The organism is Mesorhizobium sp. IMUNJ 23033 (genome assembly GCF_044778005.1).
In the GTDB taxonomy this organism is placed as follows: Bacteria; Pseudomonadota; Alphaproteobacteria; order Rhizobiales; family Rhizobiaceae; genus Mesorhizobium; species Mesorhizobium amorphae_A.
In genome coordinates this window covers 244,939-271,833 of record NZ_JBJACT010000001.1, presented here as the reverse complement: position 1 = coordinate 271,833, position 26,895 = coordinate 244,939, and the positions used below count along the sequence as shown (strand labels likewise).

At 64.4% G+C, this 26,895-nt stretch carries 22 protein-coding genes; 10 read left to right on the top strand and 12 right to left on the bottom strand.

What is annotated here, in order from left to right; translation table 11 throughout:
- Positions 1 to 30: 30 nt before the first annotated feature.
- The 8 genes from ACFX5Q_RS01360 (at position 31) to ACFX5Q_RS01325 (ending at position 10,752) form a co-directional block, all read left to right on the top strand.
- Positions 31 to 3,504 (top strand): indolepyruvate ferredoxin oxidoreductase family protein, encoded by a 3,474-nt coding sequence (locus tag ACFX5Q_RS01360; RefSeq protein WP_404274769.1) that lies wholly within the window; start codon positions 31 to 33, stop codon positions 3,502 to 3,504.
- Between the two features lie 135 nt (positions 3,505 to 3,639).
- Complete coding sequence (locus ACFX5Q_RS01355; RefSeq protein WP_404274768.1) at positions 3,640 to 5,952, top strand: putative bifunctional diguanylate cyclase/phosphodiesterase; 2,313 nt, start codon at positions 3,640 to 3,642, stop codon at positions 5,950 to 5,952.
- Between the two features lie 168 nt (positions 5,953 to 6,120).
- Positions 6,121 to 6,885, top strand: a complete 765-nt coding sequence (locus tag ACFX5Q_RS01350) for an N-acyl amino acid synthase FeeM domain-containing protein (protein ID WP_404274766.1) — start codon at positions 6,121 to 6,123, stop codon at positions 6,883 to 6,885.
- A 127-nt stretch (positions 6,886 to 7,012) separates the two neighbouring features.
- Positions 7,013 to 7,162 carry a DUF3096 domain-containing protein gene (locus tag ACFX5Q_RS01345; RefSeq protein WP_006202401.1) on the top strand — a complete coding sequence of 50 codons (150 nt, stop codon included), beginning with the start codon at positions 7,013 to 7,015 and terminating at the stop codon, positions 7,160 to 7,162.
- A 167-nt stretch (positions 7,163 to 7,329) separates the two neighbouring features.
- Positions 7,330 to 7,554, top strand: coding sequence for an aa3-type cytochrome c oxidase subunit IV (locus tag ACFX5Q_RS01340; protein WP_192179223.1), 225 nt, complete (start codon positions 7,330 to 7,332; stop codon positions 7,552 to 7,554).
- An 84-nt stretch (positions 7,555 to 7,638) separates the two neighbouring features.
- On the top strand, positions 7,639 to 8,931 hold the full coding sequence (locus ACFX5Q_RS01335; protein ID WP_404274764.1) for a Re/Si-specific NAD(P)(+) transhydrogenase subunit alpha: 1,293 nt from the start codon (positions 7,639 to 7,641) through the stop codon (positions 8,929 to 8,931).
- On the top strand, positions 8,931 to 9,353 hold the full coding sequence (locus ACFX5Q_RS01330) for an NAD(P) transhydrogenase subunit alpha (RefSeq protein ID WP_404274762.1): 423 nt from the start codon (positions 8,931 to 8,933) through the stop codon (positions 9,351 to 9,353). The genes ACFX5Q_RS01335 and ACFX5Q_RS01330 overlap by 1 nt, the downstream gene beginning before the upstream one ends.
- A 1-nt stretch (position 9,354) precedes the next feature.
- Positions 9,355 to 10,752: an NAD(P)(+) transhydrogenase (Re/Si-specific) subunit beta gene (locus ACFX5Q_RS01325; protein WP_404274761.1), complete on the top strand. Its 1,398-nt coding sequence runs from the start codon at positions 9,355 to 9,357 to the stop codon at positions 10,750 to 10,752.
- 87 nt (positions 10,753 to 10,839) lie between these two features.
- Here the strand turns inward: ACFX5Q_RS01325 and ACFX5Q_RS01320 are convergent, their stop codons facing one another.
- The 6 genes from ACFX5Q_RS01320 to ACFX5Q_RS01295 are packed head-to-tail and all read right to left on the bottom strand — an operon-like array spanning position 10,840 to position 17,961.
- Positions 10,840 to 11,319 (bottom strand): MarR family winged helix-turn-helix transcriptional regulator, encoded by a 480-nt coding sequence (locus ACFX5Q_RS01320; protein ID WP_192178227.1) that lies wholly within the window; start codon positions 11,317 to 11,319, stop codon positions 10,840 to 10,842.
- Complete coding sequence (locus tag ACFX5Q_RS01315) at positions 11,301 to 11,885, bottom strand: amino acid synthesis family protein (RefSeq protein ID WP_192178228.1); 585 nt, start codon at positions 11,883 to 11,885, stop codon at positions 11,301 to 11,303. The genes ACFX5Q_RS01320 and ACFX5Q_RS01315 overlap by 19 nt, the downstream gene beginning before the upstream one ends.
- Positions 11,878 to 12,759, bottom strand: coding sequence for a UPF0280 family protein (locus ACFX5Q_RS01310; RefSeq protein ID WP_404274759.1), 882 nt, complete (start codon positions 12,757 to 12,759; stop codon positions 11,878 to 11,880). Before ACFX5Q_RS01310 ends, ACFX5Q_RS01315 begins: the two co-directional genes overlap by 8 nt.
- Positions 12,759 to 14,297, bottom strand: coding sequence for a 6-hydroxynicotinate reductase (locus tag ACFX5Q_RS01305; RefSeq protein ID WP_404274758.1), 1,539 nt, complete (start codon positions 14,295 to 14,297; stop codon positions 12,759 to 12,761). Before ACFX5Q_RS01305 ends, ACFX5Q_RS01310 begins: the two co-directional genes overlap by 1 nt.
- The gene (locus ACFX5Q_RS01300) at positions 14,294 to 17,062 is read right to left on the bottom strand and encodes a molybdopterin-dependent oxidoreductase (protein ID WP_404275348.1); all 2,769 of its coding nucleotides are present in this window, start codon (positions 17,060 to 17,062) and stop codon (positions 14,294 to 14,296) included. The genes ACFX5Q_RS01305 and ACFX5Q_RS01300 overlap by 4 nt, the downstream gene beginning before the upstream one ends.
- Before the next feature lie 38 nt (positions 17,063 to 17,100).
- On the bottom strand, positions 17,101 to 17,961 hold the full coding sequence (locus tag ACFX5Q_RS01295) for an FAD binding domain-containing protein (RefSeq protein WP_404274757.1): 861 nt from the start codon (positions 17,959 to 17,961) through the stop codon (positions 17,101 to 17,103).
- 287 nt (positions 17,962 to 18,248) lie between these two features.
- Here ACFX5Q_RS01295 and pncA point away from each other — a divergent pair, with 287 nt between their 5' ends.
- Together pncA and ACFX5Q_RS01285 are read left to right on the top strand one after the other, a co-directional pair.
- The gene (gene pncA, locus ACFX5Q_RS01290) at positions 18,249 to 18,863 is read left to right on the top strand and encodes a bifunctional nicotinamidase/pyrazinamidase (protein WP_404274756.1); all 615 of its coding nucleotides are present in this window, start codon (positions 18,249 to 18,251) and stop codon (positions 18,861 to 18,863) included.
- Between the two features lie 129 nt (positions 18,864 to 18,992).
- On the top strand, positions 18,993 to 20,318 hold the full coding sequence (locus ACFX5Q_RS01285) for a sodium:proton antiporter (RefSeq protein WP_404275346.1): 1,326 nt from the start codon (positions 18,993 to 18,995) through the stop codon (positions 20,316 to 20,318).
- On the opposite strand, the gene ACFX5Q_RS01280 is transcribed toward ACFX5Q_RS01285, so the two are convergent.
- The 6 genes from ACFX5Q_RS01280 to ACFX5Q_RS01255 form a co-directional block, all read right to left on the bottom strand.
- Complete coding sequence (locus ACFX5Q_RS01280; protein ID WP_404274755.1) at positions 20,319 to 21,038, bottom strand: ABC transporter ATP-binding protein; 720 nt, start codon at positions 21,036 to 21,038, stop codon at positions 20,319 to 20,321.
- The gene (locus ACFX5Q_RS01275) at positions 21,035 to 21,760 is read right to left on the bottom strand and encodes an ABC transporter ATP-binding protein (protein WP_404274753.1); all 726 of its coding nucleotides are present in this window, start codon (positions 21,758 to 21,760) and stop codon (positions 21,035 to 21,037) included. Before ACFX5Q_RS01275 ends, ACFX5Q_RS01280 begins: the two co-directional genes overlap by 4 nt.
- Positions 21,757 to 22,719 (bottom strand): branched-chain amino acid ABC transporter permease, encoded by a 963-nt coding sequence (locus ACFX5Q_RS01270; protein WP_404274752.1) that lies wholly within the window; start codon positions 22,717 to 22,719, stop codon positions 21,757 to 21,759. The genes ACFX5Q_RS01275 and ACFX5Q_RS01270 overlap by 4 nt, the downstream gene beginning before the upstream one ends.
- A complete protein-coding gene (locus tag ACFX5Q_RS01265; RefSeq protein WP_404274750.1) occupies positions 22,716 to 23,597 on the bottom strand; it encodes a branched-chain amino acid ABC transporter permease in 882 nt (293 codons plus the stop codon). The genes ACFX5Q_RS01270 and ACFX5Q_RS01265 overlap by 4 nt, the downstream gene beginning before the upstream one ends.
- 213 nt (positions 23,598 to 23,810) lie before the next feature.
- A complete protein-coding gene (locus ACFX5Q_RS01260) occupies positions 23,811 to 25,115 on the bottom strand; it encodes an ABC transporter substrate-binding protein (protein ID WP_404274748.1) in 1,305 nt (434 codons plus the stop codon).
- Between the two features lie 150 nt (positions 25,116 to 25,265).
- The gene (locus tag ACFX5Q_RS01255; RefSeq protein WP_404274747.1) at positions 25,266 to 26,720 is read right to left on the bottom strand and encodes a hypothetical protein; all 1,455 of its coding nucleotides are present in this window, start codon (positions 26,718 to 26,720) and stop codon (positions 25,266 to 25,268) included.
- Between the last annotated feature and the right edge of the window lie 175 nt (positions 26,721 to 26,895).

Sequence of the window (26,895 nt, the reverse complement as noted above, 5' to 3'; positions counted from 1 at the left end):
CCAGCGCGGCCTCCGCAGAGGAAATGCCTGATGACGCTGCACGACGTCGCGCTCGACGACAAGTTCGATCTTGGAAAGGAGCGCATCTTCCTCTCCGGCGCGCAGGCCGTCATCCGTATGCTGTTGATGCAGCGCGAGCGCGACCGTCGCGCTGGCCTCAACACCGCCGGCTTCGTTTCCGGCTATCGCGGCTCGCCGCTCGGCGGTCTGGACATGCAATTGTGGAAGGCCAAGAAGCAACTCGCCCAATCCGACATCGTCTTCCAGCCCGGCCTCAACGAAGAGCTTGCCGCCACCGCCTGCTGGGGCACGCAGCAGGCCGAACTTTTGGGCGAAGGCACGCATGACGGCGTCTTTTCGGTCTGGTACGGCAAAGGTCCGGGTGTCGACCGTTCCGGCGACGTGTTCCGCCACGCCAATCTCGCCGGCTCCTCGAAGCATGGCGGCGTGCTTGCCCTGATGGGCGACGACCACATGGCCGAATCCTCGACCAACGCGCATGCCACCGAGTTCCTGTTCGTCGACACGATGGTGCCGATCCTCAATCCGGCCGGCGTCCAGGAGATCATCGATTACGGGCTCTACGGCTTTGCCATGTCGCGCTTCGCCGGCACCTGGGCGGCGATCAAATGCGTCAAGGACAACATCGAATCGACGGCTTCGGTCGATGCCTCGCTCGAGCGGCTGAACATCGTCGTGCCGGAGTTCGAGATGCCGCCCGGCGGCCTCAACATCCGCCACGAGATCGACATGCTCGGCCAAGAAGAGCGGCTGCATGAGTATAAACGCGCCGCCGCGTCCGCCTTCATCCACGCCAACGGGCTGAACCGGATCGTCTATTCGGGCGGCCGCAAGCCGAAGCTCGGCGTCATCACCATCGGCAAGAGCTATCTCGACGTCCGCCAGGCGCTGGAGGATATCGGCATCGACGAGGCTGCCGCCAACCGCATCGGCATCAGGCTATTCAAGGTCGGCTGCCCATGGCCGATCGACCTCCAGCATATCGCCGAGTTTGCCCGCGGCCTCGACACCATCGTCGTGGTCGAGGAGAAGCGTTCGCTGATCGAGGTGCAGCTGCGCGAAAACCTCTACGGCACCGCCACGCAGCCGGTCATCGTCGGCAAGAAGGACGAACGCGGCGACTGGCTGTTCCCGGCCAAGGGTGCGCTCGATCCCAACGAGATTGCGATTGCGCTCGGCGAGCGGATCCTGCGCACCATCGGTCCGTCGGAGGAGATCGCCGCACGGGTGGCGAAATTACGCCAGTTCCAGGCGATGCTCGCCGACACGTCGGACATCGCCTCGCGCACGCCGTTCTTCTGCTCCGGCTGCCCGCACAATTCCTCGACCAAGGTGCCGGACGGCTCGCTGGCCGCCGCCGGCATCGGCTGCCACTTCATGGCGCTGTGGATGGACCGCAACACCGTCGGCTTCACCGCCATGGGTGGCGAGGGCGCGCAATGGATCGGCCAGGCGCCGTTCTCCAAACGCGACCACATCTTCCAGAATCTCGGCGACGGCACCTACAACCACTCCGGTGCGCTGGCGATCCGCTTCGCGCTGTCGACCGACGCCAACATCACCTACAAGATCCTCTACAACGACGCCGTCGCCATGACCGGCGGCCAGCCGCATGAAGGCGGCCTCACCGTCGACATGATCGCCAGGCAGGTGCGCGCCGAGGGCGTCGAGCGGATCGCGGTCGTTACCGACGAGCCGGGAAAATATGCTGGGAAAGCCGAGTTCCCGGCCGGAGTCGCCATCCATCACCGCGACGATCTCGACCTCGTCCAGCGCGAATTGCGGGGGGTCAAGGGCATCTCCGTGCTGCTCTACGACCAGACCTGCGCCGCCGAAAAGCGCCGCCGCCGCAAGCGCGGCACCTTCCCCGACCCCGACAAGCGCGTGTTCATCAACGAACTGGTCTGCGAGGGCTGCGGCGATTGCGGCGTGCAGTCGAACTGCGTCTCGATCCAGCCGGTGGAGACCGAATTCGGCCGCAAGCGCCGGATCGACCAGTCGAGCTGCAACAAGGATTTCTCCTGCGTCAACGGCTTCTGTCCGTCCTTCGTCACCGTGCATGGCGCCAAGATCAGGAAGGCCGAGGGCACCGCCGGCAAGTCCGATCCGCTCGACGGCGTGCCGGCGCCGGCCGAATTCCCGCTCGGCGAGCAAGGCTGGGCGGCGATCATCGACGGTGTCGGCGGCACCGGAGTCGTCACCATCGGCGCGGTGCTCGGCATGGCGGCCCATCTCGAGGACAAGGGCTGCGGCATGATCGACATGGCCGGGCTGGCCCAGAAGGGCGGCTCGGTGTTCACCCATGTGCGCATCGCGCGCACACCGGACGATATCCACGCCATCCGGGTTTCGGCCGGAAAGGCCGATCTGGTGCTCGGCTGCGACCTCGTCGTCTCCGGCGCCCAGAAGGTGCTGGCGGCGGTGCGTGAAGGTCACACCATCTTCCTCGCCAACACCGCCGAGATCATGCCGGGCGAATTCGCACGCTCGGCCGACTTCTCGCTGCCCGTCGAACGGCTGAAAAAGGCCATTCGCTCCGCCGCCGGCGACGACAGGGCGCATTTCTTCGATGCCACCCGCACCGCAACCGCTTTGTTCGGCAACTCGCTTGGCGCCAACATGTTCATGCTCGGCTTTGCCTTCCAGCATGGCGGGCTGCCGCTGTCGGCCGAGGCAGTCGAGAAGGCGATCGAACTCAACGGCCAAGCGGTGGCGATGAACATCGCCGCCTTCCGCTGGGGCCGCCGCGCCGCCCATCAGCCGGATTTCGTGCGTGGTCTCATTGCTCAGCCGGGCAAGGCGGCAAACGCGATCGCCGAGACGCTGGACGACATCATTGCCCGCCGCGTCGCCTTCCTGAGCGCCTATCAGAACGCCGCCTATGGCAAGCGCTATGCTGCCAGGATCGGCGCGCTACGCGCTGCCGAAGCCAAGGCGGTGCCGGGTTCGACCGCGGTGACCGAGGCCGCCGCAAAAAGCCTGTTCAAGCTGATGGCGATCAAGGACGAGTATGAGGTGGCGCGGCTCTACACCGACGGCTCCTTCGCCGCAGAACTCTCAAAACAGTTCCAGAGCTACGAAAAACTCGAATTCCACCTGGCGCCGCCGATCATGGGCCGGCGCGGCAAGGACGGCACGCCCCGCAAGTCGAGCTTCGGCCCGTGGATGATGAAGGGGTTCCGCCTGCTGGCGGCGATGAAAGGCCTGCGCGGCACCGCTTTCGACCTGTTCGGCTACAGCGCGGAAAGGCGCATGGAGCGGCAGCTTCTTGCCCAATACGAGGCTGATCTGGAGCTTGTCACCGCGGCGCTGGCGCCGGGCCGGATCGAGGCCGCCGCCGCGCTGGCCTCGGTGCCGGCGCTTATTCGCGGCTACGGCCATGTCAGGCAGGCGAGCACCGAAAAGGCCGCCGGAGAACGCTCGCGGCTGCTCGAACGCCTGGCAAAAGCCCCTGCAAGGCCCGAACTTCAGGCCGCCGAGTAAGCCGACACGCCTTGTTTACCTGAAGACCAGTTTTGCCCACGGGGAGGATACTTGACGGCAGGGCCTGAAACGGCCTCTCTAAACCTTTCTTAAGGCGAATATCATATGACTGCGGTTCGTGCGACACCGCGGGCCATGCAAGAACACAAAACCGGAGAGATAGGTGAGGACGTCTATGCTGGGTTCGTGCGATCGTTGTTCAACGATCCCGGAATCCTGCTGATCGGCGCTTTTTGCCACGGACTCATCGGCGTTCTAGTCTATTTCACCTCAAAGCATCCGGCCTACCTGGCGTTGGCGGCAATCATGCTTGCCGCCGGCCTTTACCGCTATTACGGCATCCGCAAAGGCCAGCGCGAAGGCAATTTCGACAGCTATGAAGCGGCCAAGACCTGGGAACGCTACTATCTGGTCGGCGGCACCATCCAGGCTTTCTTCATGGGGCTTTTCTGCCTCACGACCATCTACCTCATCCCGGACATGTTCGGAGAAAGTGCCGCGATCGCCGTCATAATGGGCTCGACGGTGACGATCGTCGGCCGCAATTACGGCTCCAAGACCATGGTTGCGGTGCAGGCCTTCACGGTCGTGCTGCCGATCGCGATCGGGCTGATGCTCAAGGGCGACGTGCCCACCTTCATCCTCGGCCTCTATATCGTGCCGTTCATCTTCATCATCACGCGAATGGCCGCACACGTCCGCACCGTGCTTTTCGATGCCATTTCGGAGCGCAAGACCGCGGCCAGGCTGGCAGAGCGCTTCAACCGGGCGCTGAACACCATGTCGCATGGCCTGGTGATGCTTGGTCCCGACGGCAAGGTGGTGGTCGGCAACGCCGAGGCCGCGCATCTGATGTCGCTGAAATCGCCTGACCTATTGCTCGGCCGATCGATCCACTCGCTGCTCCTGCGCGGCGTTGCCGGCGGCATGCTGTCGCCAAAGGACTGCCGCTATGTCGAGGCGCAGCTGACGCGGGCGCTGCGCGAGGGGCGCGACCGCAAGGTGCTGGTTTCCTTCTCCACCGGCCAGCACTACGAGTTTTCGGCACGCGAAGGCAGCCAGGACCTGGGCGTCATCACCTTCGAGGATGTCACGGCGCGCGTCGAGGCCGAGGAAAAAATCCGCTTCATGGCGCGCTACGACAGCCTCACCGGCCTGCCGAACCGCGCCTATTTCCACGAACTGGTCGGCGAATCGATGGCCTCCGGCGACCGCGACCGTCTCTGCGGCCTGGCCGTGCTCGACCTCGACGATTTCAAGAGCGTCAACGACACGCTGGGCCACCCGGTCGGCGACGGCCTGATCTACGCCGTGGCGGAGCGGCTGGCGGCCGTTGCCGGGCAGGGCATCACCGTCAGCCGCTTCGGCGGCGACGAGTTCATGGTCTTCTTCGACCGCATCGAGGACGAAAGCCACCTGACCAGCCTGCTCGACCAGATTTTCGGCGACCTGCAGGGCGAAGTCGACGTCGCCGGACATGGGCTGCGCATCCAGGCAAGCGCCGGCGCGGTGCTGTCCAAGGTCGAGGACACCGATGTCGACGCCATGATCGTCAAGGCGGACCTGGCGCTCTACAAGGCCAAGGAGCTCGGCAAGAACAACTGGCGGCTGTTCGAGGCCGCGATGGACGCCGCCTTCCGCAATCGCCAGCTGATGAAGGCGGACTTGCGCAGCGCGATCGAGAGCAAGGGCCTGCGCGTCGTCTATCAGCCGATCGTCTCGATGAGCACGATGCGCATTGCGAGCTGCGAGGCATTGTGCCGCTGGGACCATCCCGATCTCGGGCCTGTTTCGCCAAGCATCTTCATTCCATTGGCCGAGGAAATGGGCATCATTTCCGAGATCAGCACCTTCGTGCTTCAGGCGGCCTGCGCGGAATGCGCCAAATGGCCCGACCAGACCAGCGTTTCGGTGAACCTTTCCGCCAAGGACTTCCGCAACAGTGACGTCATCCAGAAGGTCCGCGACGCGCTGGCCACGTCCGGGCTCGCGGCCGCCCGCCTGGAGATCGAAGTCACCGAAACCGCGCTGCTCGACGATAAGTCGCTGACGCGCCAGTACATCGAGGAGCTGAAGCAGCTTGGCGTGCGCATCGCGCTCGACGATTTCGGCACCGGCTATTCGAGCCTGAGCTACCTGCACAAGCTGCCGCTCGACAAGATCAAGATCGACCGTTCGTTCCTGATGGACGTCACCCAGAACCCGCGCTCGCTCGACCTGTTGAAGGGCGTCGTCGACCTGACCCGGATTCTCGGCCTGACTGTCACCGTCGAAGGCGTGGAGACCTTCGAACAGCTCAAGATCCTGCTGCATACGGTGAAGCCGGACCTGGTTCAGGGCTTCCTCTTCGGCGCCGCGCTCAGTGCGTCGGGCATCGAGACCATGTCCAACGTGACCTGGCCTTTTGCCGCGGAACTGCGGCCGGTCGCAAAGCGCGCCACCACCTGATCCTCGATCACGTTTCACAAGCCGGCTCAAGAGGAGTTGATTTTTCCGCGCGTTAACCAATTGTTAAGGTTAACCTTCGGTAAACGAAGACGATTGTAGTTTTATCTTCTTGTTCACTCTCTCGTCCGATATTGTTCTCCTGCGGCGGTACGAGGGAAGAATATGGACATGCGTGAGTCAGGTCGGCCTGCGGCGGCTTCGGCTGCCAGATCTCAGCCTCCTTCGCTGTTCGCGCGCAACGTGCTCGACCTTCTGGAGCGCGTCGAGTACCGGCGCTGTGAAAGCGGCGAGGATTTCGAAGCGATCTCCCGGCTGCGCTACAAGGCGTTCCATTCGCACGGCCTGCTTGATACCATCGTCGAGCAGAAGCTTGCCGATCATCTCGACGAAGTCCCAAACTGTTATTGTTTCGGCGTCTTCATGGAAGGCGAGCTTGTCAGCACCGTCAGGCTCCACCACCTGACCCGCGAGACCCCGGAAGCGCCAATCATGACGGTGTTCGGCGACAGGTTGCTGCTGCGCCTGGCGCGGGGCGAGACCTTCATCGATCCCAGCCGGCTGGCGGTCGACCCGCAACTGTCGTCGACCCACCGGGCCCTGCCCTATGTCACGCTGCGGCTTGCGGTTATCGCCAACACGTTCTTCAACGCCACGAGTTGTATCTCGATGATCCGGGAAGAGCACACGGCCTTCTATCATCGCATCTTCGGTTCGGTGCAGGTTGGTGAGCCGCGCATCTATCCGCCTTTCACCATGCCGATCTTCTTCTATGAATCGCTCTGCGAGCAGAACATGGCGCCGACGCTGCGGCGCTTTCCGTTCTTCCACTCGACGGCGCTGGAACGGCGCATGCTGTTCGCGAAAGCGCCGACCGGCGAGCTTGCGCCACTGACCATCCTGCCGACGGCCAAGTATTTCCCCGAAGCCGCCTGAGCCTTCACGGGTTTTGTGATGGTGCCGGCTAGGAGCTTTCCGGCCGTGCCGGCGTTGTCGCGGCGACAGATACCGTCGCTGCATCGGCTGAGGACGGCGGACATCAACTCGAGAAAGGACAAAGAACATGACCATTTCCGCGATCGCGCTCACCCCGCTGATCTCGCTGATTGCCGGTGTGCTGATCCTGGTGATGCCGCGGCTTTTGAACTACATCGTCGCGATCTACCTGATCATCGCCGGCCTGCTCGGGCTGTTCCCGCACCTGGCGGGCTGATATCCGCGGACCCGTCACTCCCCACGAAAGCCAGGGGCAAGCGCCTCGACAGACGGCTTTCAACTTTCCTTTGAGGCTGTTGTCTCCGGCGATGCGGCAATAGCGCCATTGCTCTTGGCCCGGCTTTTCGCTATGTGCCTCAAAGATGTCTTCGAAGGGGTATTCCTATGGCTGAGCACACGCCGTCCGGTCCTGTCGAACTGGGCGCGAAGATGGACTATTCCGAGCACGACCGCACCTATGCGGGCTTCCTGGCGCTGGCCAAATACGGTTCGCTCTTTTGCCTCGCCATAGTTATCGCGATGGCGTTCGGCTTCTTCGTTGGCGGTTTCTTCTCGGCGACCATCCTCTGCGCCCTGATCCTGGCTGCCGGCGCCTTCATTCTCCGATAGACTTTCCGAAATCCTTCGCTAGGGACGCTGCCGGAGGTCCGGCCGGCGTCTTGCGCAACAGGTTCCAGCCGAAAGGATCATGCGGTGGGACAGACGGTTTTCATCCCTCGTGAACTCGACGAGAACGAGCCGCGCGTCGCGGCCTCACCCGACACGGTGAAACGGCTGGCGGCGCTGGGTCTCGACGTGGTCGTCGAGACCGGCGCCGGCACGGCCTCGCGCATTCCCGACGAAGAGTTCGCCAAGGCGGGCGCCGCGATCGGCAAGGCCGGTGATGTCGCCAAGGCCGATGTGGTGCTGAAAGTGCGCCGGCCAACGGATGCGGAGCTGAAGGGCTACAAGTCCGGCGCCGCCGTCATCGCCATTATGGACCCCTATGGCAACGATGCCGCCGTCGCCGCACTTGCCAAGGCAGGCGTCACCGCCTTCTCGATGGAATTCATGCCGCGCATCACCCGCGCGCAGTCGATGGACGTCTTGTCCTCGCAGGCCAATCTCGCCGGCTACCAGGCGGTGGTCGACGCGGCCGCCGAATATGACCGGGCGCTGCCGATGATGATGACGGCGGCTGGCACCGTGCCGGCGGCGAAGGCCTTCATCATGGGCGTCGGCGTCGCCGGCCTGCAGGCGATCGCCACGGCGCGCCGGCTTGGCGCTGTTGTCACCGCCACCGACGTGCGTCCGGCGGTGAAGGAACAGGTGCAGTCACTCGGCGCCAAATTCCTTGCGGTCGAGGACGAGGAGTTCAAGGCGGCCGAGACCGCCGGCGGCTACGCCAAGGAAATGTCGAAGGAATATCAGACCAAGCAAGCGGCACTGACTGCCGAACACATCGCCAAGCAGGACATCGTCATCACCACGGCGCTGATCCCCGGCCGTCCGGCGCCGAAGCTGGTCTCGGCGGCGATGGTCGTGTCGATGAAGCCGGGTTCGGTGCTCGTCGACCTCGCGGTCGAACGCGGCGGCAATGTCGAGGGCGCCGTGCCTGGCAAGGTCGTGACGACCGCCAACGGCGTCAAGATCGTCGGCCATCTCAACGTGCCGGGCCGCGTCGCGGCATCCGCCTCGCTGCTTTATGCCCGCAACCTGTTCGCCTTCGTCGAAACGCTGGTCGACAAGACCACCAGGACGCTGGCCATCAAGCGCGACGACGAACTGGTCAAGGCAACCATGCTGACCGATGCCGGCAAGGTGGTGCACCCGGCCTTCGCCAAGGCGGCGGCAGAGCCGCCAAAGGGCCAGCATGTCGAACCGGCGGCGATCCCGGCGAAAACCATGGTCGCCGATGCGTCGGTCAAGAAAGCCGCGCCGAAAAAGACAGCCGACAAAAAGGCCGCCACGGGCAAGTCCGCTGCCAAGCCGAAGGGGATCGCGTGATGGATCAGACCTTGCAGAAAGCCCTCGACCAGCTCGACCAGGCGACCGCCGCCGTCAAGCTCGCGGTGCAGAACCTGGCCACCGCGCCCGGCACCGAGGCGGCTGGCGACGCCGCGCACGCGCTGTCCGGCGGCGCCATCGATCCGTTCGTCTTCCGCTTCGCCATCTTTGTCCTGGCGATCTTCGTCGGCTACTACGTCGTGTGGTCCGTCACGCCGGCACTTCACACGCCGCTGATGGCCGTCACCAACGCCATCTCCTCGGTGATCGTCGTCGGCGCGCTGCTTGCCGTCGGTATTTCGGCGTCCGGCATTGCCACCGGCTTCGGCTTCGTTGCGCTGATGCTGGTGTCGGTCAACATCTTCGGCGGCTTCCTCGTCACCCAGCGCATGCTGGCGATGTACAAGAAAAAGGACAAGTGACGTGAACGCCAACTTCGCTTCGTTCCTCTACCTTGTCTCCGGCATCCTGTTCATCCTGGCGCTGCGCGGCCTGTCGCATCCGACCACCAGCCGCCAGGGCAATCTCTACGGTATGATCGGCATGGGCATCGCCATTGCCACGACGCTGGCGCTGGCGGTTCCGTCGGCCGGCGGCTTCGGCCTGATCGTGCTCGGGCTGCTGATCGGCGGTTCGGTCGGCGCCGTCACGGCACGGCGCATCGCCATGACCTCCATGCCGCAGCTGGTCGCCGCCTTCCACAGCCTCGTCGGCCTTGCTGCCGTCATGGTGGCGGCCGCCGCGATCTATGCGCCGGAAAGTTTCGGCATCGGCACGGTCGCCGACATCCACGCCCAGGCGCTGATCGAAATGAGCCTTGGCGTTGCCATCGGCGCCATCACCTTCACCGGCTCGGTCATCGCCTTCCTCAAGCTCGACGGCCGCATGTCGGGCAAGCCAATCATGATTGGCGGGCGCCATTTCATCAACATCGCGCTCGGCATCGCCCTCGTCGTGCTGATCGTGCTTTTGGTCACGACCGAATCCAAGCTTGTGTTCTGGCTGATTGTGGCGGCCTCGCTGGTGCTGGGCGTCCTGCTCATCATCCCGATCGGCGGCGCCGACATGCCGGTCGTCGTGTCGATGCTGAACTCCTATTCCGGCTGGGCGGCAGCGGCCCTCGGCTTCACGCTCGGCAACCTGGCGCTGATCATCACCGGCGCACTGGTCGGCTCGTCCGGCGCGATCCTGTCCTACATCATGTGCAAGGGCATGAACCGCTCGTTCATCTCGGTCATCCTCGGCGGCTTCGGCGGCGAGACGGCGGCAGCGGCCGACGACGGCATCGAGCGCACGGTCAAGCAGGGATCGGCCGACGATGCCGCCTATCTGATGATGAACGCGCAGAAGGTCATCATCGTGCCCGGCTACGGCATGGCGGTCGCCCAGGCGCAGCATGCACTGCGCGAGATGGCCGACAAGCTCAAGGCCAATGGCGTCGACGTCAAATACGCGATCCACCCGGTCGCCGGCCGCATGCCCGGCCACATGAACGTACTCTTGGCCGAAGCCAACGTGCCCTATGACGAGGTGTTCGAGCTCGAGGACATCAACTCCGAATTCGCGCAGGCCGACGTCGCCTATGTCATCGGCGCCAACGACGTCACCAACCCGTCCGCGCGGGATGACAAGAGCAGCCCTATCTACGGCATGCCGATCCTCGACGTCGACAAGGCCCGCACCTGCCTGTTCGTCAAGCGCTCGCTTGGCTCCGGCTATGCCGGCATCGACAACACGCTGTTCTACAAGGATGGCACCATGATGCTGCTCGGCGACGCCAAGAAGATGACGGAAGAGATCGTCAAAGCCATGGATCACTGATCCATCGGCCGCTTCCTCAAGAACGCAGCAAAAAGCCCGGTCTCGCGCCGGGCTTTTTCGTAGGCCGTCAAGCGGGCCGGAATTCCTTCACGCCAGCTTGGCCAGTAGCCGCATGAAGGTGGCAGCCTCCTTGGCCGACAGCGGCGCCAGCGTTTCCTCGGTGATGCCACGCGCGAGCGGAATCAGGCGCTCGATCGCATCGCGGCCTTCGGCGGTCAGGTTGACCAGCAGGCGCCGTTTGTCGACCTCGTGCTTGGAAAGCTCGACCAGGCCGCGCGCCTTCAGCCGGTCGATGACGCCCTTCACCGTCGCTGCATCCATGGCGATCAGCGTGCCTAGCTGGTTCTGCGAGGTCTCGCCGACGTCGTGCAATTTGGCCAGCGCCGCGAATTGCGGCGGCGTCAGATCGGCGATATGGGCGGCGAAGATCGCAACATGGCGCTGATGTGCCTTGCGCAGGATGAAGCCGACCTGCTCCTGCAGATGGTAGTCGTTGTCCTCGGGCTCCTCGGCCTCGACCAGCTTGAGCCTGACTTCCTCGCCGGCGCTCACCGCAGCCCATCCCATGCCTTGATGTCCTTGGCCGCCAGACCGCCCATGCGATCGTGGATGCGCGGGCCGCAGGTCATGGCAAGGCAGAACAGGATCTCGTCGGGACGCGGCCCGTCGCTGACACCAACTTCCATGGCGTCGAAATGGCTGCGCACATAGGCGGCGTTGATGTGGCCGAGCGGCACGTCGAGCTTCGCGCCGAAGGCGCCGACCTTCTTTGCCGACGGCACGATCGCCTTGGCGTCGCCGAGCCGCTCGCGCATGGCGTAGCCGCCCGGTACGTGCCAGAGAGCACCATGCTCGAGTTCACCGGCGGAGCCGACGATGGCGCCCTTGCCGTAGCCATCGATCTGCTTCACGTCGCCGCCAAGTGCTGCGATCAGCCGGTCGGCGAGCATCAGCCCGAGCGGCTTCAGATCGTCCATGGCGCTCTGCAGATCCTCGACATAGCGACCGGCAAAGGGGTTCTTCACCAGCGCCAGGGCCGCGGCGCGGCGGCGCGGCTCTTTCGCCGCCGGTCCGCCGTCATGAAAGATTTCCTCGGTCAGAACCGCGATCTTGCGGATCGGAAACTCAGGCATGGGCAACTTCCTTCCCTGGGATTTTCGTGGGCGCTGTAAGCGCCATGGAACCACTGATGCGGGTTTGACCGGCAAGGAAAATCGCCGAAGCTGATATCAGGCCATTTCGGCGAAAATCATCGGCGACAGCGAGCCCGCTGTCCAGTGCAGTGGCGATTTCTACCGGTGAAAGCGGGCCGACCGCCGTCGTCACCAGGCGGGCGCCCAGATCGCTGTCGGGCGCCAGGTCGCGCGCAGGCTCGCGCTTGATGGCGGGGTGATCGGGTAGATCGACGGCGTTGGCAATCAGCGTCGCGGCGGCATCGGCCTCGGCGCCGGTTCTCGCCAGCACGGTGACGGCATCGGCGATGCCCAGCGAAAAGGAGCGGCCACGCCATCCGCTGGTGGCGACACCGCGTACCGCGTCTCCCGCGCGAATGACGATCCGGTCCTGCAGCCCATGCCCCGTGCCGGCAATGGCGAGGGTCATCGACTGGCCGGTGCCGAGGTGGATGGCGCTGTCGCCGCCATTGTTGACATAGGCGCGGTCGAGCTTTCGGCCGGCTAGCAGGGCGGCCAGCATTTCGTCGGCTACCGAGCCCGCGACGGCGGCCATCGGCGTGATGAAGTTTTTTGCCAGCGGCGCGACCGCCGCTTCCATCCGACGAGCCACTGGTCCGGCGAATAGGCGTGGCTTTGTCGAGGCCGGACGGCGCAATTCTGCAAGCTCTTCCACCAGTTCGGTCAGGACGGTCTGGAATCGCGCTACCGCCTGACCATAGGCAGCCCGGCATTCTTCGGCAGGGCCAAATACCCCAATGATCAGGTCGATCGGCCCATGATTGAGATGAAGCCGCCTGCCGTCGTCGAGCCAATGCGCCCGCGGGCCGTTCATCAGGCAACCCCGTTCGCCGCGCGCCGCAGCTGTGCCAGCGGCGGCCAGGGATTGCTGACCGGCGCACCGGTGCCGCGGCGCGGATTGAGGTATTCGCCGCCCTTGGCAAGGATGTCCTCGACGCTGCGTATCTCGGCCTCATAGCCGCCCAGCCTGACATAGTCGTCGCGGCGCAGCGTGAACTCGATCGGCGCCACCAGCGCCGGGGTCGGCACATAGCCGAAGGCACCTTCCGGCACGCGGGTGACATCGACCATCAAAGTGATGCCGCCACCCGGCCAGACATAGACCGGCGCGCCGCCGACCGTCACATAGGTCTTCAGGCCCTGCACCGAGCGGGTGAGGTTGACCGGGTTCTCGGTGACGCCGGCGCGCAACGAGCCGCCGGCACCGCCGATGAACAACACGGTGCACAAGGCCGGCTCGCAATTCTCCTCGATCAGGCCGACCGACTTCTGCAACCGTTCCGGGAACGGCTTTTCGACCGGCTTCAGATCGTCGTCGAGCTCGTAATAGGCGAACTGCTCGCCGGTGGTCGAGACCATCAGCAGCGACAGGCCGGCACGCGCGCCCTTCTTGGCGTTCCAGTCGCCGAGGATCGACAGCGGGTCGGAAATGCTGGTGCCGCCCCAGCCGAGCCCGGGTTCGGACACTTTGAAGTAGCGGCCGGGCGTCGAGCGGCGGCCGATGATTTTTATGCCAGTGTCCTGCCAGCCCAGCACCTTGCCAGCCTGATGCTCGGAGACGACGCCGGTGATGTGGTCGTCGACCACCACCACTTCGTCGACCAGGCCACGCCACTGGGTGGCGAACATGCCGATGGTGGCCGAGCCGCAGCCGACACGCATGCGGTGTTCGATCTTGCCGTCGATGACCGGTGGTTTGCCGGCTTCAACAATCACCGTGGCGCCGCCGTCGATGGTGAGCTCGACCGGCTTGCGGTTGCAGAGGTTGAGCATTGCATCGCAAGTGGCGCGCCCTTCCGCCTTGGAGCCGCCGGTCAGGTGATGCACGCCGCCCAGCGACAGCATCTGCGAGCCGTACTCGCCGGTCGTGACATGGCCGATCGCCTCGCCTTCGGCGCGCACCGTCGCCGTCTCCGGGCCGATGTGACGGTCGGTGTCGATCTTCACCTTGACGCCGCAATAGGAGAAGATGCCCTCCGTCACCACGGTGACCAGATCGACGCCCTCGACCTCCTGACTGACGATAAAGGGGGCCGGCTTGTAGTCGGGATAGGTGGTGCCGGCGCCGATTGCGGTGACGAAGCGGCGGCCGGTGTTGACCAGTTCACCGTTCCACGCCTCGCCCTCGGCAACGAAAGGCACGACCGCGCCGCCGGTTTCGGCCGCGTGGTCGAGGATGGTCAGCGGATCCATACGCACGATGCGGCCGCCGACATTGCCGTAGCGGTCGCAGGCGCCGGTGCGACCGTCGGCGATGTAGCACATGACCGGGCAGGCATCGCAGCGGATCTTTTCCGCCACCTGTTTCTCGCCGAGGTCATGGGATTCGAAACGTTCGGCCAGCTCGCTCATTGGCGTGCCTCCTTGTCGCGGATCGCCGCGCGGATACGGCTCGGCGTCGCCGGCACCTTGGTGACCAGCACGCCGGTGGCGTGTCTGATAGCGTTGAGGATCGCCGGCGCCGTCGGGATCAGCACATGCTCGCCCAGCCCCTTGGCGCCGAACGGTCCTTCCGGGTCCGGAACTTCGACGAGAATGGTCTCGATCGGCGGCACGTCGCCGATCGTCGGGATCAGATAGTCGTGCAGATTCTCGGTCCGGCCGGGGATGTATTCCTCCATCAGCGCCATGCCGATGCCTTGCGCGATGCCGCCCTCGATCTGGCCTTCGACCAGCAACGGATTGATTGCCTTGCCGACATCATGTGCGGCGGTGATCTTGATCAGCTTCACCGTGCCCAGCTCGAGGTCGACCTCGAGTTCGGCGATCTGCGCGCCATAACCGTAGACGGCGTAAGGCTTGCCCTGGCCCTTGGCGTCGAGCGGCAGCGTCGGCGGGTCGTAGGTTTCCGAGGCGACGAAGACGAGCCCATCAGCATCAGCAGCCAGTTGGGAAAGATCGATCCGCCGTGTCGCTTCGCCCTCGCGGATGGTCAGGCTTGCTCCATCCAGCGCAATCGCCGCCTTATCCGAAACGTTGGCAAAGCGCAGGATCGCTTCGCGCAAGGCGCGGCCGGCCTTCTCGGCGGCCTTGCCGGTGACGAAGGTCTGGCGCGAGGCTGATGTTTTGCCGGCATCAGGCGTAATCGCCGTGTCGGCACTCTTCAGCCGGAATTTTTCGAGCGGCAGGCCGATCGCGTCGGCGCAGATCTGGCTGATGACCGTGTTCGATCCCTGTCCGATATCGACAGCGCCCTGATGCAGGACGATTTCGCCCTGGGACGACATGCCGACCTTGATCGTCGACGGATTGGGCAGCGAGGTGTTTCCGCAGCCATACCAGCAGGACGCGATGCCGACGCCGCGCCTTTTTGTGCTGCTGCCGGCGTTGGACAGCTCCGTGTCGGCCAGGGCGCGCGTCCAATGCGGCCGCAGCGCCTCGAGACACTCGGCAATGCCGACACCGGAGTCCAATTTTTGTCCAGTAACCGTTTCGGATCCGTTCCGAAGGCAGTTCTTCAAGCGAAAATCGAGTCTGTCGATCCCCAGCTTGCCGGCCAGCTCGTCGTAGAGCGTCTCCTGCATGATCGTCGCCTGCGGCACACCAAAGCCGCGGAAGGCGCCGGAGATAGGGCCATTGGTGTGGATGGCACGGCCTTCGGCTCGATAGTTCGGCGTTGCATAGGGGCCGGAGGCATGCACCGGGACGCGATTGGCGACGGTCGGGCCCCAGCTGGCATAGGCGCCGGTGTTGAAATCGCCAGCAAAGACCATGCCGGTGACATGGCCTTCGGCATCGGCGCCGATGGTCGCCTGCATCTCGGCCGGATGGCGCTTGGTGGTCGAGATCATCGATTCGTTGCGCGTATAGGCAAGCGCGGCCGGCCGTCCCGTCTTCATCGCCACCAGGCCGATGAGAGGCTGCAGCGAGACGTCGAGCTTTGAGCCAAAGCCGCCGCCGGTGGCGGTCGGCACGATACGTACCTTGTCGACGGCGAGACCCAGCACCTTTGCCGTGTCGTCGCGGTCCATGTAGGGCGCCTGCGTGCAGGCGACGACGACCAGCGTGTCGCCATCCATGTATGCATAGCCGGCTTCCGGCTCGATGTAGGCGTGCTCGACGTAGGAGGTGTCGATGGCGCCCGACACGGTGACGACGGCGCCGGAGAACGCCGCGTCCGGATCGCCGCGTTCGACAAAACCGGAGGTCAGCAGGTTTGCCGGTCGGTGCTGGTGGATCAGTTCTACGCCGCTAGCCTGTGCCTCGCATGGCTGCAGCACATGCGGCAATTCGGTCCATTCGATTGGGAAATCCGACAAGTCGAGATCAAGGATTGCCTCACGTTCGCCGGCGACCAATGCCACCGCCTCGCCGCGAAAGCGCGAAAAACCTTCAGCGAGAGCCGGCTGGTCAGCGAAGGGGCCGATGACGCCGAAGCAGTTTTTTCCGGGAATATCGGCGGCGGTGAAGACGCCGGCAACGCCGGGACGGGCCCTCGCCCAGGAATCCAGGTCGCCGAAAGTGAACCGGGCGTGATGGTGCGGCGAGCGGATCACCAACACGGCGAGCGCATCGGCCGGGAAGGAATCGCCGCCGAATTGTTCGCCACCGGTGACTTTGGGCAAGCCATCGAGGCGAATCGGCGATGCGCCAACAGCAGAACCGGATTGCGGCATGCGGTGGTCGAGGCTTTCAACGTGGCGCGAGGCATCCATCACCGCCGCGATGATTTTTCGGTAGCCGGTGCACCGGCACAGCACGCCTCCCAACGCATCCTGCGTTTCCACTTCGGTCGGGTTCGACCTCCGATCCAGAAGCGCGGTTGCCGCGACCAGCAGGCCGGGCGTGCAGATGCCGCATTGCGCCGCGCCATGATCGAGGAACGAGGCCTGCAGCGCCGACAGTTTTCCGTTGGCCAGGCCTTCGACCGTGGTTATCGCCGCGCCGGCTGCCGAGGCCGCCGGCATCAGGCAGGCGCAGACCGGTTCGCCGTCGACCAGCACCGTGCAGGCACCGCAATCGCCGGCGTCGCAACCGACCTTGGTGCCGGTCAGCCGCAAATCGTCGCGCAGCACCGAAGAGAGACGGCGCACTGGTGGCACAAAGACGCTGACGGCGGCGCCGTTGACCTCGAAGTCGATGTTGGCGCGCCCCATCCCGGGCTGAGCCTCGCTCATGCCAGGCTGAGCTTTATTCATGTTGGGCTGAGCTTTGCTCATGCCGCCACCTTGCCGCCGGCTGAATGGTCGATGGCGCCAAGCACGGCGCGGGCGACGATCTCGCGTGCCGCGTCCTGCCGATATTCGGCGCTACCGCGGACATCACCGATCGGTGAAAGCTCGTCCATTGGAGCGGACTGCACCGCGGCCGCGAGGGCATGGTTCGCGGGCTGGGCACGCAAGGCGGCTTCGACGCCGGTCAGACGTTTGGCGACCGCCGAGCAGGAACCAACGGCGACGGCGGCTTCACTGACGATGCCATTCTCGACAACGAGGCGCGCCGCCGCCATGGCGATGGAGATGACGAGATAGCGCCGCGCGCCAAGCTTTACGAAGGTGGATGAGCCGGTAGCAGCGGGTTTCGGGATGCGAATGGCGGTGACCATCTCGCCCGGCAGCAAGACCGTGCGACGATTGCCGAGGATGAATTCCTGCAGCGGCAAATAACGTGTTGCTTGTGCCGAGCGCAGTTCGACCTCGGCATCGAGCACCAGCAGTCCCGGCACGCCGTCGGCGGCCGGCGAGGCGTTACAAAGATTGCCGGCAATGGAGGCGACGTTCTGGATCTGCACGGAGCCGACTTCACGCGCGGCCTGCTTCAAGGCATCGAAGGCGGCCGGCAGAGGATATCGGATAAGATCGGTCCAGGTGGTGCGCGCGCCGATCAGCCAGTGAGTGTCAGTCTCGACAATGCCGCGCAACGCGGCCAGACCGTTAATGTCGAGGACATTGTCGCGAAAAGGTTTGCTGCCTTGCGCCGGATAGAAATCAGTGCCGCCGGCAAGAATGCGCCAGCGATCCTCGCCAAGCAAAGCGAGCGCCTCGTCGACCGTGGTGGGTTTCGCGTAACGGATCACGCCCTACCTTCCAAAACAAAAGGGACCTTCCCAGAAAAGGGCCGCCTCGAAAGAGCCTCCCGACGGATCCTGCCGGCGTCCGGACCGGTCAAATTCATTCGTATGCAAATGATATCAAGCCGACAGGAATTGTCAAAGCCAGAGTTTGCATTGCTGCCCGCGTCGTGCGGACCGGCACGCAATTGTTATGGCGCTGGAGGTTGACGCCGCCAGCCATCTGGTCAAGTTTCTGCGTCCGGTCGCGTCAGCGGTGGAGCCTGAGCCGAGACAGAGAAGAAGGAGGCCCCATGGCCGACGAAGCGCTTGTTGTCATCGACCTGCAAAACGACTTCTGTCCGGGCGGCGCGCTGGCGGTCAACGGCGGCGACGAGATCGTGCCTTTAGTCAACGATCTGATCCGGCGAACCGAGCATGTCGTGCTGACCCAGGACTGGCACCCCGCCGGCCATTCGAGCTTTGCCTCCAGCCATCCGGGCTCGCAGCCCTTCACGATGATCGATATGCCCTATGGGCCACAGACATTGTGGCCGGATCATTGCATCCAGGGCAGCCTGGGGTCCGATTTCCATTCGGGCCTGGCCTGGACCAAGGCCGAGCTTGTGATCCGCAAGGGTTTCCGCCCGGCGATCGACAGCTACTCGGCCTTTTTCGAGAACGACCATAAGACGTCGACGGGTCTCGCCGGCTATCTGCGCGAGCGCGGCATCGACACCGTGACCCTGGTGGGCCTGGCGACCGATTTCTGCGTAGCCTTTTCGGCGCTCGATGCGGTCAAGCAAGGCTTCAAGACGACGGTGCGGCTCGACGCCTGCCGCGGCATCGACCTCAACGGCTCCGTCGAGGCTATGCTGAAGCGGATGCGCGAGGCCGGCGTGGTGCTCGAAGACCAGGCCTCGGACTAGACCGTGGGGAACCGGGGGGGCTTCAGACGATTGTCCACGGTTTTGGCGGCTGGCACCTTGGCAGTCGCCGTCCTCCTGTTTCCGGGACTGACCTTCGCGGCGGAAGCCCACGAATTGCCCGGCGCGACCATGTCGCTGTGGTGGGCGCTGCCCTTTGCCGGCCTGCTGCTGTCGATCGCCACCGGGCCGCTGCTCTTCCATCACATCTGGGAACGCCACTATGACAAGATCACCGCACTGTGGGCGGCGCTGGTGGTGGTGCCGCTAGCGATCGCATTCGGTATCCCTTCGGCGAGCGAAGCAGTGCTGCACACGCTGCTCACCGAATACATGTCCTTCATCATCTTGCTGTTTGCGCTCTACACGATCTCGGGCGGCATCCTGCTTGCCGGCAACATCCATGGCACGCCAGCAGTGAATGCCGGCCTCCTTTTGGTTGGCGCCATCCTCGCCTCGGTCATCGGCACCACCGGCGCCTCGATGATCCTGATCCGGCCGATCCTGCGCGCCAACGACAACCGGCCGTTCAACGCCCATGTCGTCATCTTCTTCATCTTCCTGGTTTCCAACATTGGCGGTTCGCTGACGCCGCTTGGCGACCCGCCACTGTTCGTCGGCTTCCTGCGCGGCGTCGATTTCTTCTGGACGACGACCAATCTCTGGCGCGTGACGCTGTTCGTCGGCGGCCTGGTGCTGATCGCCTTCCTGGCGATCGACACCGTCCTGCACCGCCGCGAAGCCGGTGCGGCGAAGATCAAGGATCCGACACCGGATACGACAGTGCGGCTTCGTGGCCTGGCCAATCTGCCGCTGCTGGCCGGCGTGATCGGCGCGATCCTGCTTTCCGCCAGCTGGAAGCCGGGTATCAGCCTTTCCATCCTTGGCGTCAGCCTCGAGCTGCAGAACCTGGTGCGCGACGCCATCATCCTGGCGCTCGCCTTCCTGTCGCTTCGCGTCTCATACAAGAGCCATCGCGAGGCAAACGGCTTCACCTGGGGCCCGATCGCCGAAGTCGCAAAATTGTTTGCCGGCATCTTCATCTGCATCGTGCCGGTCATCGCCATCCTCAGGGCCGGCCATGAGGGCGCGCTTGCACCGCTGGTCGCGCTCGTCACCTCGCCCACGGGCCAGCCCAACGACCTCGCCTATTTCTGGCTGACCGGGGCGCTGTCGTCGTTCCTCGACAACGCGCCAACCTATCTGGTGTTCTTCGAACTCGCCGGCGGCGATGCACAGCATCTGATGACCGAAGCCGCCGCGACGCTGGCGGCGATCTCGACCGGCGCTGTTTTCATGGGCGCCAACACCTATATCGGCAACGCACCGAACTTCATGGTCTTTGCCATCGCCAGGCATCGCGGCGTCAAGATGCCGGGCTTCTTCGGCTACATGGCGTGGTCGGGCCTTGTCCTGATCCCAACATTCTTGATCGCCGGCTTTCTGTTCTTCGGCTGATCAGCCGACGCCGACATAGCGCCGGACGGCAGAAGGATCGGCGCGCAGCTCTTCTACATCGACGGTCTCGCGGTTGCGGCCATTTTCGATGAAGCAGACGCGGTCGGCAACCGACAGCACCGCATCGACGCGCTGCTCGACAAGGATGGTCGAGACGCCGAGCTCGCGCAGCTTGGCCACCGTCTCGCGGATCTTGGCGATCATCGACGGCATCAACCCTTCGGTCGGCTCGTCGAGCAGCAGCACCTGCGGTTCGAGACATAGCGCACGAGCCATGGCCAGCATCTGCTGCTCGCCGCCCGACAAAGTACCTGAGCGTTGTCTCAACCGCTGGCGCAGCAGCGGGAAGAGATCGAGCACGTTCTCGCGGGTCGCCTTGCCCTTGGCGCGCGCCATCAGGCCGATCTCGATGTTTTCGGCCACCGTCATCTCGGCAAACAACCGTCTGCCTTGCGGCACATAGGCGACGCCGGCTTTCGGCACCTCATGCGCCGGCAGGCCGGTCAATTCCTTGCCGTCGAGCCTGATCGAGCCGGCGCTTGCCGGAACCAGGCCCATGATCGCCTTCAGTGTCGTCGTCTTGCCGGCGCCGTTGCGGCCGAACAGGCAAAGCACCTCGCCCTTATTCAGCACGAGGTCGAGGCCGTAGAGCACCTGGACCTCGCCGTAGAAGCAGTCGAGCCCGGAGATGGTCAGCGCCTCAAGCGGTGTTTCGGTCATGGGGTCGTCCCCAGATAGGCTTGCTGCACCTCGGCGTTGGCGCGGATCGCCTCGGGCGTGCCCTCGGCGAGAATCCTGCCGGCGTTGAAGACGGTGATGCGGTCGGCAAGCTGCATGACGACCGGCATGTTGTGCTCGATCAGCAGCACGGTGGCGCTTTTGGCGATCTCGCGCACCAGCTGAATAAAATTGTCGATCTCGCTGTCGGCCAGGCCTTGCGTCGGCTCATCGAGGATCAGCAGGCGCGGCTTCAGCGCCAGACCCATCGCCACTTCGAGCAGGCGCTGATGGCCATAGGAGAGCTGTCCGGCCGGCATGTGGGCGCGGGCGGCGAGGCCGGTGCGCTCGAGCGCCGCCATGACGCCGGTTCGGACCGCACCCTTCGAACGGCCATCGGTCAGCGTGCGCTGGACCGGCAGCGCGACATTGTCGTAGGCAGAAAGGTTGGCGAAGACACTGGTGATCTGGAAGGTGTAGGCGATGCCGAGCCGAACCCTGGCGTAGGCCGGCAGGTTGGTGATGTCGGCGCCATCGAAGACGATCATGCCTGACGAGGGCTGGATGCGGCCGCTGACCAGGCTGACGAAGGTGGTCTTGCCGGCGCCGTTGGGACCGATGACGGCGCGGATCTCGCCCTGCATCAGCGCGAAGTCGACGCCGTCGACGGCACGCAGACCGCCGAAACTGCGCGACAGGCCCTTGGTCGTCAGCAGCGGCATCATGGCAGCCACCCAAGCCAGCGCTGGCGTATGCTGCCCAGAATGCCTTTCGGGAAGAACAGCACCAGCAAGATGAGCGCGATGCCGACGATCAGCAGATAGGCGGAGGTGAAGCCGCTGGTGATGTCGATGACATAGTACATGAACAGCGTGCCGATCAACGGACCGAGCGTGGTGGCGGCACCGCCCAAGAGCACCCAGAGCAGCGGCAGGATGGAATATTGCACCGAGGCGAAGCTCGAGCCGACATAGCCGAACAGCAGCACATAGGCGGCGCCCGAGGCCGCGCAGATGGTGCCGGAGACGATAACGGCGATGAGCTTGTTGGAGAAGGTGTCGTAGCCCAGCATCTTCGTCCGCTCCTCGTTCTCGCGGATGGCGACCAGCACGCGGCCATATCTGGAGCGAACGATGGCAAGCGTGACCAGCAGCACGATCGAAAACAATGCCAGCGCGCTCATGTAGCGCACGGTCGGGTTGGTCAGGTCGAGCGACGCTGAGCCGAGGACAAGGACGCGCGCCGCTTGCTGAACGACCAGACCCTGGTCGCCGCCGGTCCATGACGCGAAATAGAGGATGACCAGGTAAAACACCTGCGCGAACATCATGGTGACGATCATGAAGGCGACACCCGTGGTGCGCAGCGCCAGCAGGCCGATCACCAGCGCCAGAAGCGCGCCGCAGGCAAGGCCGGCGGCAAAGGCGGCAGGCACGTTCCATCCCAGATGATAGACGGTTAGCCCGGCGCCATAGAGCCCGGCGGAAAAGAACATGGCGTGGCCGAGGCTGAGCAGCCCGACATAGCCGAACAGCATGTTGTAGCCCATGGCGAAGACCGCCAGCACCATGATGCGGGCAAGCAGGCCGTGGTGATAGTCCGGCAAAACGAAGCTGAGCGCAAAGAGCAGGGCGATGACGCCGAGATGCAGCGCATAGGGCTTTGCCGGCGAAGCTTCGGTCATCGAGATGCCGTCCCGAACAGACCCTGCGGCCGGAACACCAGCACCATGGCGACCAGGAAAGTGGCGATGATCTTGGCCAGCGTCGGCGAGAAGAACACCGAGATGATGCCGTCCGACAGGCCGATCAGCACGGCGGCGACGACGGTGCCGCGCAGCGAGCCGAGGCCGCCGATGATGACGACGATGAAGGATAGCAGCAGCGGGTCCTGGCCCATCAGGTAGTGCGCCTGGCTGATCGGCACGATCAGCACCGCGGCGATGGCCGCCAGCATGGCGCCGAGCGCGAAGACGCCGCCATAGACGCGGTCGACCGGAATGCCGAAGGCCTGCGCCGTCTCGCTGTCATACTGCGTGGCGCGCATGACAAGGCCGATCTTCGTGCGTGTCAGCACCAGCCATGTCGCGACGAGCAGAAGTGCCGAGGCCACGATGACCGACAGCTTGTAGCCGGAGTAGCCGAACCACGGCAGAAGGATGCGATAGGTGAAAGGCGGCTCCACGGGGCGCGCCTCCGGACCGTAGAAGGTCAGTGCCAGTTGCTGGATGATGTAGAGCATGCCGATGGTGGCGACGATGGTGGCTTCGGGATTGTAATTGAGCCGGCGCAGCACCAGTCGTTCCGCGACCAGCGCTATTGCGCCGACGATCAATGGCGCCAGCACCAGCGCGGCCAGGAAGCCGATCGCCGGGTGGCCCGAAATCGCCGTCGAGATCGCCCAGGCCAGCACCGCGCCCAGCATGAAGAACTCGCCATGGGCGACGTTGACGACGCGCATGACGCCGAACACCAGCGACAGGCCAAGCGCCGTCAGCGCCAGCACGGCGGAGGTGACGAGGCCTTCGAGGGCGGCAAGGAGGAGATGGGGTCCGAAGTGCATTGGCTAAGCACCGGCGGATGCGCGAAGCACCCCCCTCTGTCCTGCCGGACATCTCCCCCTCAAGGGGGGAGATTGGCAGTTCCTGCGAAGGCGGCCACCTACCAGCCTTGGCGATTGGCGAAAGTGATGAAGACAGCCAATCTCCCCCCTTGAGGGGGAGATGTCCGGCAGGACAGAGGGGGGCGGCCTGGCGCTCACGCTTGCTAGAGCAGCCTACAGCGCCTGCGTCGTGTAATCCCCCTCCGGCTCGTAAAGACCGTCCTCGATCTTGGTCTTGTGGACGACCTTCAGCTTGCCGCCTTCGACCTTGGAGATGTTCTGGATACCAAAACACTGGTGGATCTTGCCGTTGAAGGTTTTCGGCCCCTGCGGGTGCTCGGGTCCCTCGGCGAACTCGGTCAGCGCCTCGGTCGCCTCAACCAGCTTGGCGCGATCTTCCGGACCTTTGTAGCCGGCATCTTCCATCGCCTTCTTGACGATGTAGAGCGTTTCCCAGCAGCCGAACATGTGCGACGCGGTGGAGACATCCTTGGGATCGCCTACAGCCGCACCATTGTCGTCGATGCCGACGGCAGCGCGGTAGGCCTTCTGCGCGGCGGAATCGTCCGGCTGCGCATAGCGCGGCGAGCCTTCCCAGAAATGGCTGCCATCGAGGAATTCCAGCCCGGGGCTGTTGATGTCGGTGGCTTCCAGCGAATCCATGAAGCCGAACAGCTGCGGCCGGTTGGAGCCGTAGAACTCGCCGAGCTCCTTGACGAAGGTGAGCACCGCCGGACCGACCATGACGTGGTAAATCACCTCGGTTTCTGCCGGAATCTGCGGGAAGTATTTGGTGAAGGAGGACTCCGTCGGCGGAATCGCGATCTGGGCGATGACATCCGCGCCTTGAGCCTTCAGTGCCGGCGGCAGGTAATCGCGGTGGTCGTAGCCGAAGGCGAAGTCGGGGAATATCTGCGTCACCTTCTTGCCGGCATTGGCGGCGATCCACGGCGCCATCGACTGGATCTGGCTCTTCACGTCGGTGATGCCGGGCTGGAAGACGTAGCGGTTGAGCTTGGTCGAAGCGACGTGATGGCCTTCGCTGACGACGAAATAGGGAATCTTGGCCTCGCCGGCAGCGGGCGCCGAGCCGATGACGACATGCGAGAACAGCGTGCCGAAGACGATGTCGGTCTTGTGCTGAGTGGCGAACTTGCCGACCACCTCGGCGCCGCGGGCGGGATCGGTGCCGTCGTCCTCGATCACCACCTCGACCGGGCGGCCGTTGATGCCGCCGGCATCGTTGATCGCCTTGACGGCGGCAGCGGTGGTCTTCTCGTACCAGCGGCCATAGGCGGCGCCGATGCCGGTGCGGTGCGACTGGAAGCCGATCTTGACCGGTGCCGAGCTCTGCGCCTGGCTGTAGCGGACGAAGCCCGGAGCGACCGCGAGGCCGGCGCCGGCGGCGAGGCCCTTCAGTGCGGTGCGGCGGCTAAGAGTGCTTTTGGAGAGATCGAAAAACCCATTCTTGTCAGTCACGGCAGTTCCCCTTTTTTGAGTTTTGACCAATGGCTGTAACGAGGCGGGCCACTCCTTGCAGGAGGACCGAAATTGCATGTGTACAAACTAAATCACCAAAGCCCCGACGTGGCAAGCGAGCTTTGCCCAAAGGGATGTGGTCGCCTTGTGTCATCCCGCTGTCGGCGTGGCAAGCAGCCAAAGGCCGAAGACGGTATAGGCGATCATCAGCACGGTGAGCGGCAATTGGCTGAGTGCCGCACGCGACGGAACTGGGTGCAGCCGCCAGGCGAGATCGTGGGCGACGAGCACTGCGAGCATATGGCCGGCGATGATGATTCCGGCCTGCAGATTCCACAGCCACCAGGCCGAGTCGGCACCGGCAACGACGCCAGCTTCGATCTGCATGGCAGAGGTGCCAAAGAGGTTCCAGCCGAGCGCAAACGGGTCGGACAGGGCGGCAATCGCATACTGGCCGTCGACCAGCAGCGCCGTCAGATAGTGCGCTACATGATAGGCGAGCGCGATCGGCACGATCGACCAGACCAGCAGACCTGTCGCTTGACCGAAGGAGTGCCGGCTGGCGGCAAGGCGCTGGCCGAGCACGACGGCAAGCATGAATGCCGCTGCCAGCAGCACGAATGTCAACACGAGGCCGAAACTGCCGACGCCGATCACCGCGGTGCGGCCCGGATATTCGAGCGGATTGATGCCGAACAGGTCGAGCCAGAAAAAGGTTTTGGACAGGCCGTCGAAGGATACCGATGAGAGGGCAAGCAGCAGAAAGGCGATGCCGCCTGCCGACAGCGGCTCGGTCGCGCGCAGCTTGGCGCCCGGCCAGCAGAGATTGAGCCGGCCGTCTTCATCGCGCTCGACTTTATTGCGCTCAAGGAGGGCGAAACGCGCCACCATGGCGAAGAAAACCGTCAGGAACTCACAGCGGCGGCTCCAGGCGCGATAGCCGAAGACAAGCATGGCGATGAAGGTCAGCAGCCAGTAGAGGCCGGCAGCAAATGCCAGCCGCGCCGGATCGTCGGGCGCCGGATCAATCAGCTCGAACCAGGCGAAGGCGAAGAACAGGATGACCGCCGGCCAGCTGCCGAGCCATGCGGGCAGGCGCGTTTCCTGCGCCTCGCCTTCGCGCCCGATCAGGCGACTGATGATGCGCCATGGTCCATACCAGGGATTGAGCCACGACCAGAGATCGCCGAGTACCCCCTGCAACATGGCCAAGCCCACCCACAGCAGCGTCCATATGACAAGGGGCAGCGGGTTGGAGAGCGGATCGCGGCTGCCGAACAGGCCGGCGGCGATGAGGATTGCGAAGCCGGCAAAAGAGATCAGGCTGGTGATCGTGCGGAGCCCGTCGCTAAAGACGAAAAGCGGCAGGCGCCGACGCCAGAAGCGGTCGAGGGCGTCGGGCGGCAACAGGGCCAGGACGAGGAAGCTGGCGGCGACAGCCAAGGCACCGCCGGCGATGTAGTAGCCGGTCGGGAGAAGGAGGACGTGGCCGAGATCGGAGGCGTGGGCGAAGGCGGGAGTGGGGAGGAGTGTCAGGGCAGCAGTATGAAGGGCTAACCAGTGACGAAAGCGCTCTACGGCGCCCCCCTCTGTCCTGCCGGACATCTCCCCCACTTGGGGGGAGATTGGCGGTTTCGCCGCCGGCTCTTCCCTTGCAGCGTCGAAAATTGGCGAAGGCGGAGAGGAGATCGCAATCTCCCCCCTTGTGGGGGAGATGTCCGGCAGGACAGAGGGGGGCGCGACGGAACTCAGCCTATCCAAATTTGCCATCCCGGACGCT

Bases quoted from the DNA above. Each gene is read 5' to 3' on its own strand.
- ACFX5Q_RS01300 (WP_404275348.1), bottom strand. From the start codon at position 17,062: ATGAGCGAGGCTCAGCCCGGGATGGGGCGCGCCAACATCGACTTCGAG.
- ACFX5Q_RS01340 (WP_192179223.1), top strand. From the start codon at position 7,330: ATGGCTGAGCACACGCCGTCCGGTCCTGTCGAACTGGGCGCGAAGATG.
- ACFX5Q_RS01350 (WP_404274766.1), top strand. From the start codon at position 6,121: ATGCGTGAGTCAGGTCGGCCTGCGGCGGCTTCGGCTGCCAGATCTCAG.
- ACFX5Q_RS01265 (WP_404274750.1), bottom strand. From the start codon at position 23,597: ATGCACTTCGGACCCCATCTCCTCCTTGCCGCCCTCGAAGGCCTCGTC.
- ACFX5Q_RS01275 (WP_404274753.1), bottom strand. From the start codon at position 21,760: ATGATGCCGCTGCTGACGACCAAGGGCCTGTCGCGCAGTTTCGGCGGT.
- ACFX5Q_RS01330 (WP_404274762.1), top strand. From the start codon at position 8,931: ATGGATCAGACCTTGCAGAAAGCCCTCGACCAGCTCGACCAGGCGACC.
- ACFX5Q_RS01305 (WP_404274758.1), bottom strand. From the start codon at position 14,297: ATGAGCGAGCTGGCCGAACGTTTCGAATCCCATGACCTCGGCGAGAAA.
- ACFX5Q_RS01280 (WP_404274755.1), bottom strand. From the start codon at position 21,038: ATGACCGAAACACCGCTTGAGGCGCTGACCATCTCCGGGCTCGACTGC.
- pncA (WP_404274756.1), top strand. From the start codon at position 18,249: ATGGCCGACGAAGCGCTTGTTGTCATCGACCTGCAAAACGACTTCTGT.
- ACFX5Q_RS01255 (WP_404274747.1), bottom strand. From the start codon at position 26,720: ATGTCCGGCAGGACAGAGGGGGGCGCCGTAGAGCGCTTTCGTCACTGG.
- ACFX5Q_RS01345 (WP_006202401.1), top strand. From the start codon at position 7,013: ATGACCATTTCCGCGATCGCGCTCACCCCGCTGATCTCGCTGATTGCC.
- ACFX5Q_RS01270 (WP_404274752.1), bottom strand. From the start codon at position 22,719: ATGACCGAAGCTTCGCCGGCAAAGCCCTATGCGCTGCATCTCGGCGTC.
- ACFX5Q_RS01285 (WP_404275346.1), top strand. From the start codon at position 18,993: ATGTCGCTGTGGTGGGCGCTGCCCTTTGCCGGCCTGCTGCTGTCGATC.
- ACFX5Q_RS01315 (WP_192178228.1), bottom strand. From the start codon at position 11,885: ATGCCTGAGTTTCCGATCCGCAAGATCGCGGTTCTGACCGAGGAAATC.
- ACFX5Q_RS01355 (WP_404274768.1), top strand. From the start codon at position 3,640: ATGCAAGAACACAAAACCGGAGAGATAGGTGAGGACGTCTATGCTGGG.
- ACFX5Q_RS01360 (WP_404274769.1), top strand. From the start codon at position 31: ATGACGCTGCACGACGTCGCGCTCGACGACAAGTTCGATCTTGGAAAG.
- ACFX5Q_RS01310 (WP_404274759.1), bottom strand. From the start codon at position 12,759: ATGAACGGCCCGCGGGCGCATTGGCTCGACGACGGCAGGCGGCTTCAT.
- ACFX5Q_RS01320 (WP_192178227.1), bottom strand. From the start codon at position 11,319: ATGGGATGGGCTGCGGTGAGCGCCGGCGAGGAAGTCAGGCTCAAGCTG.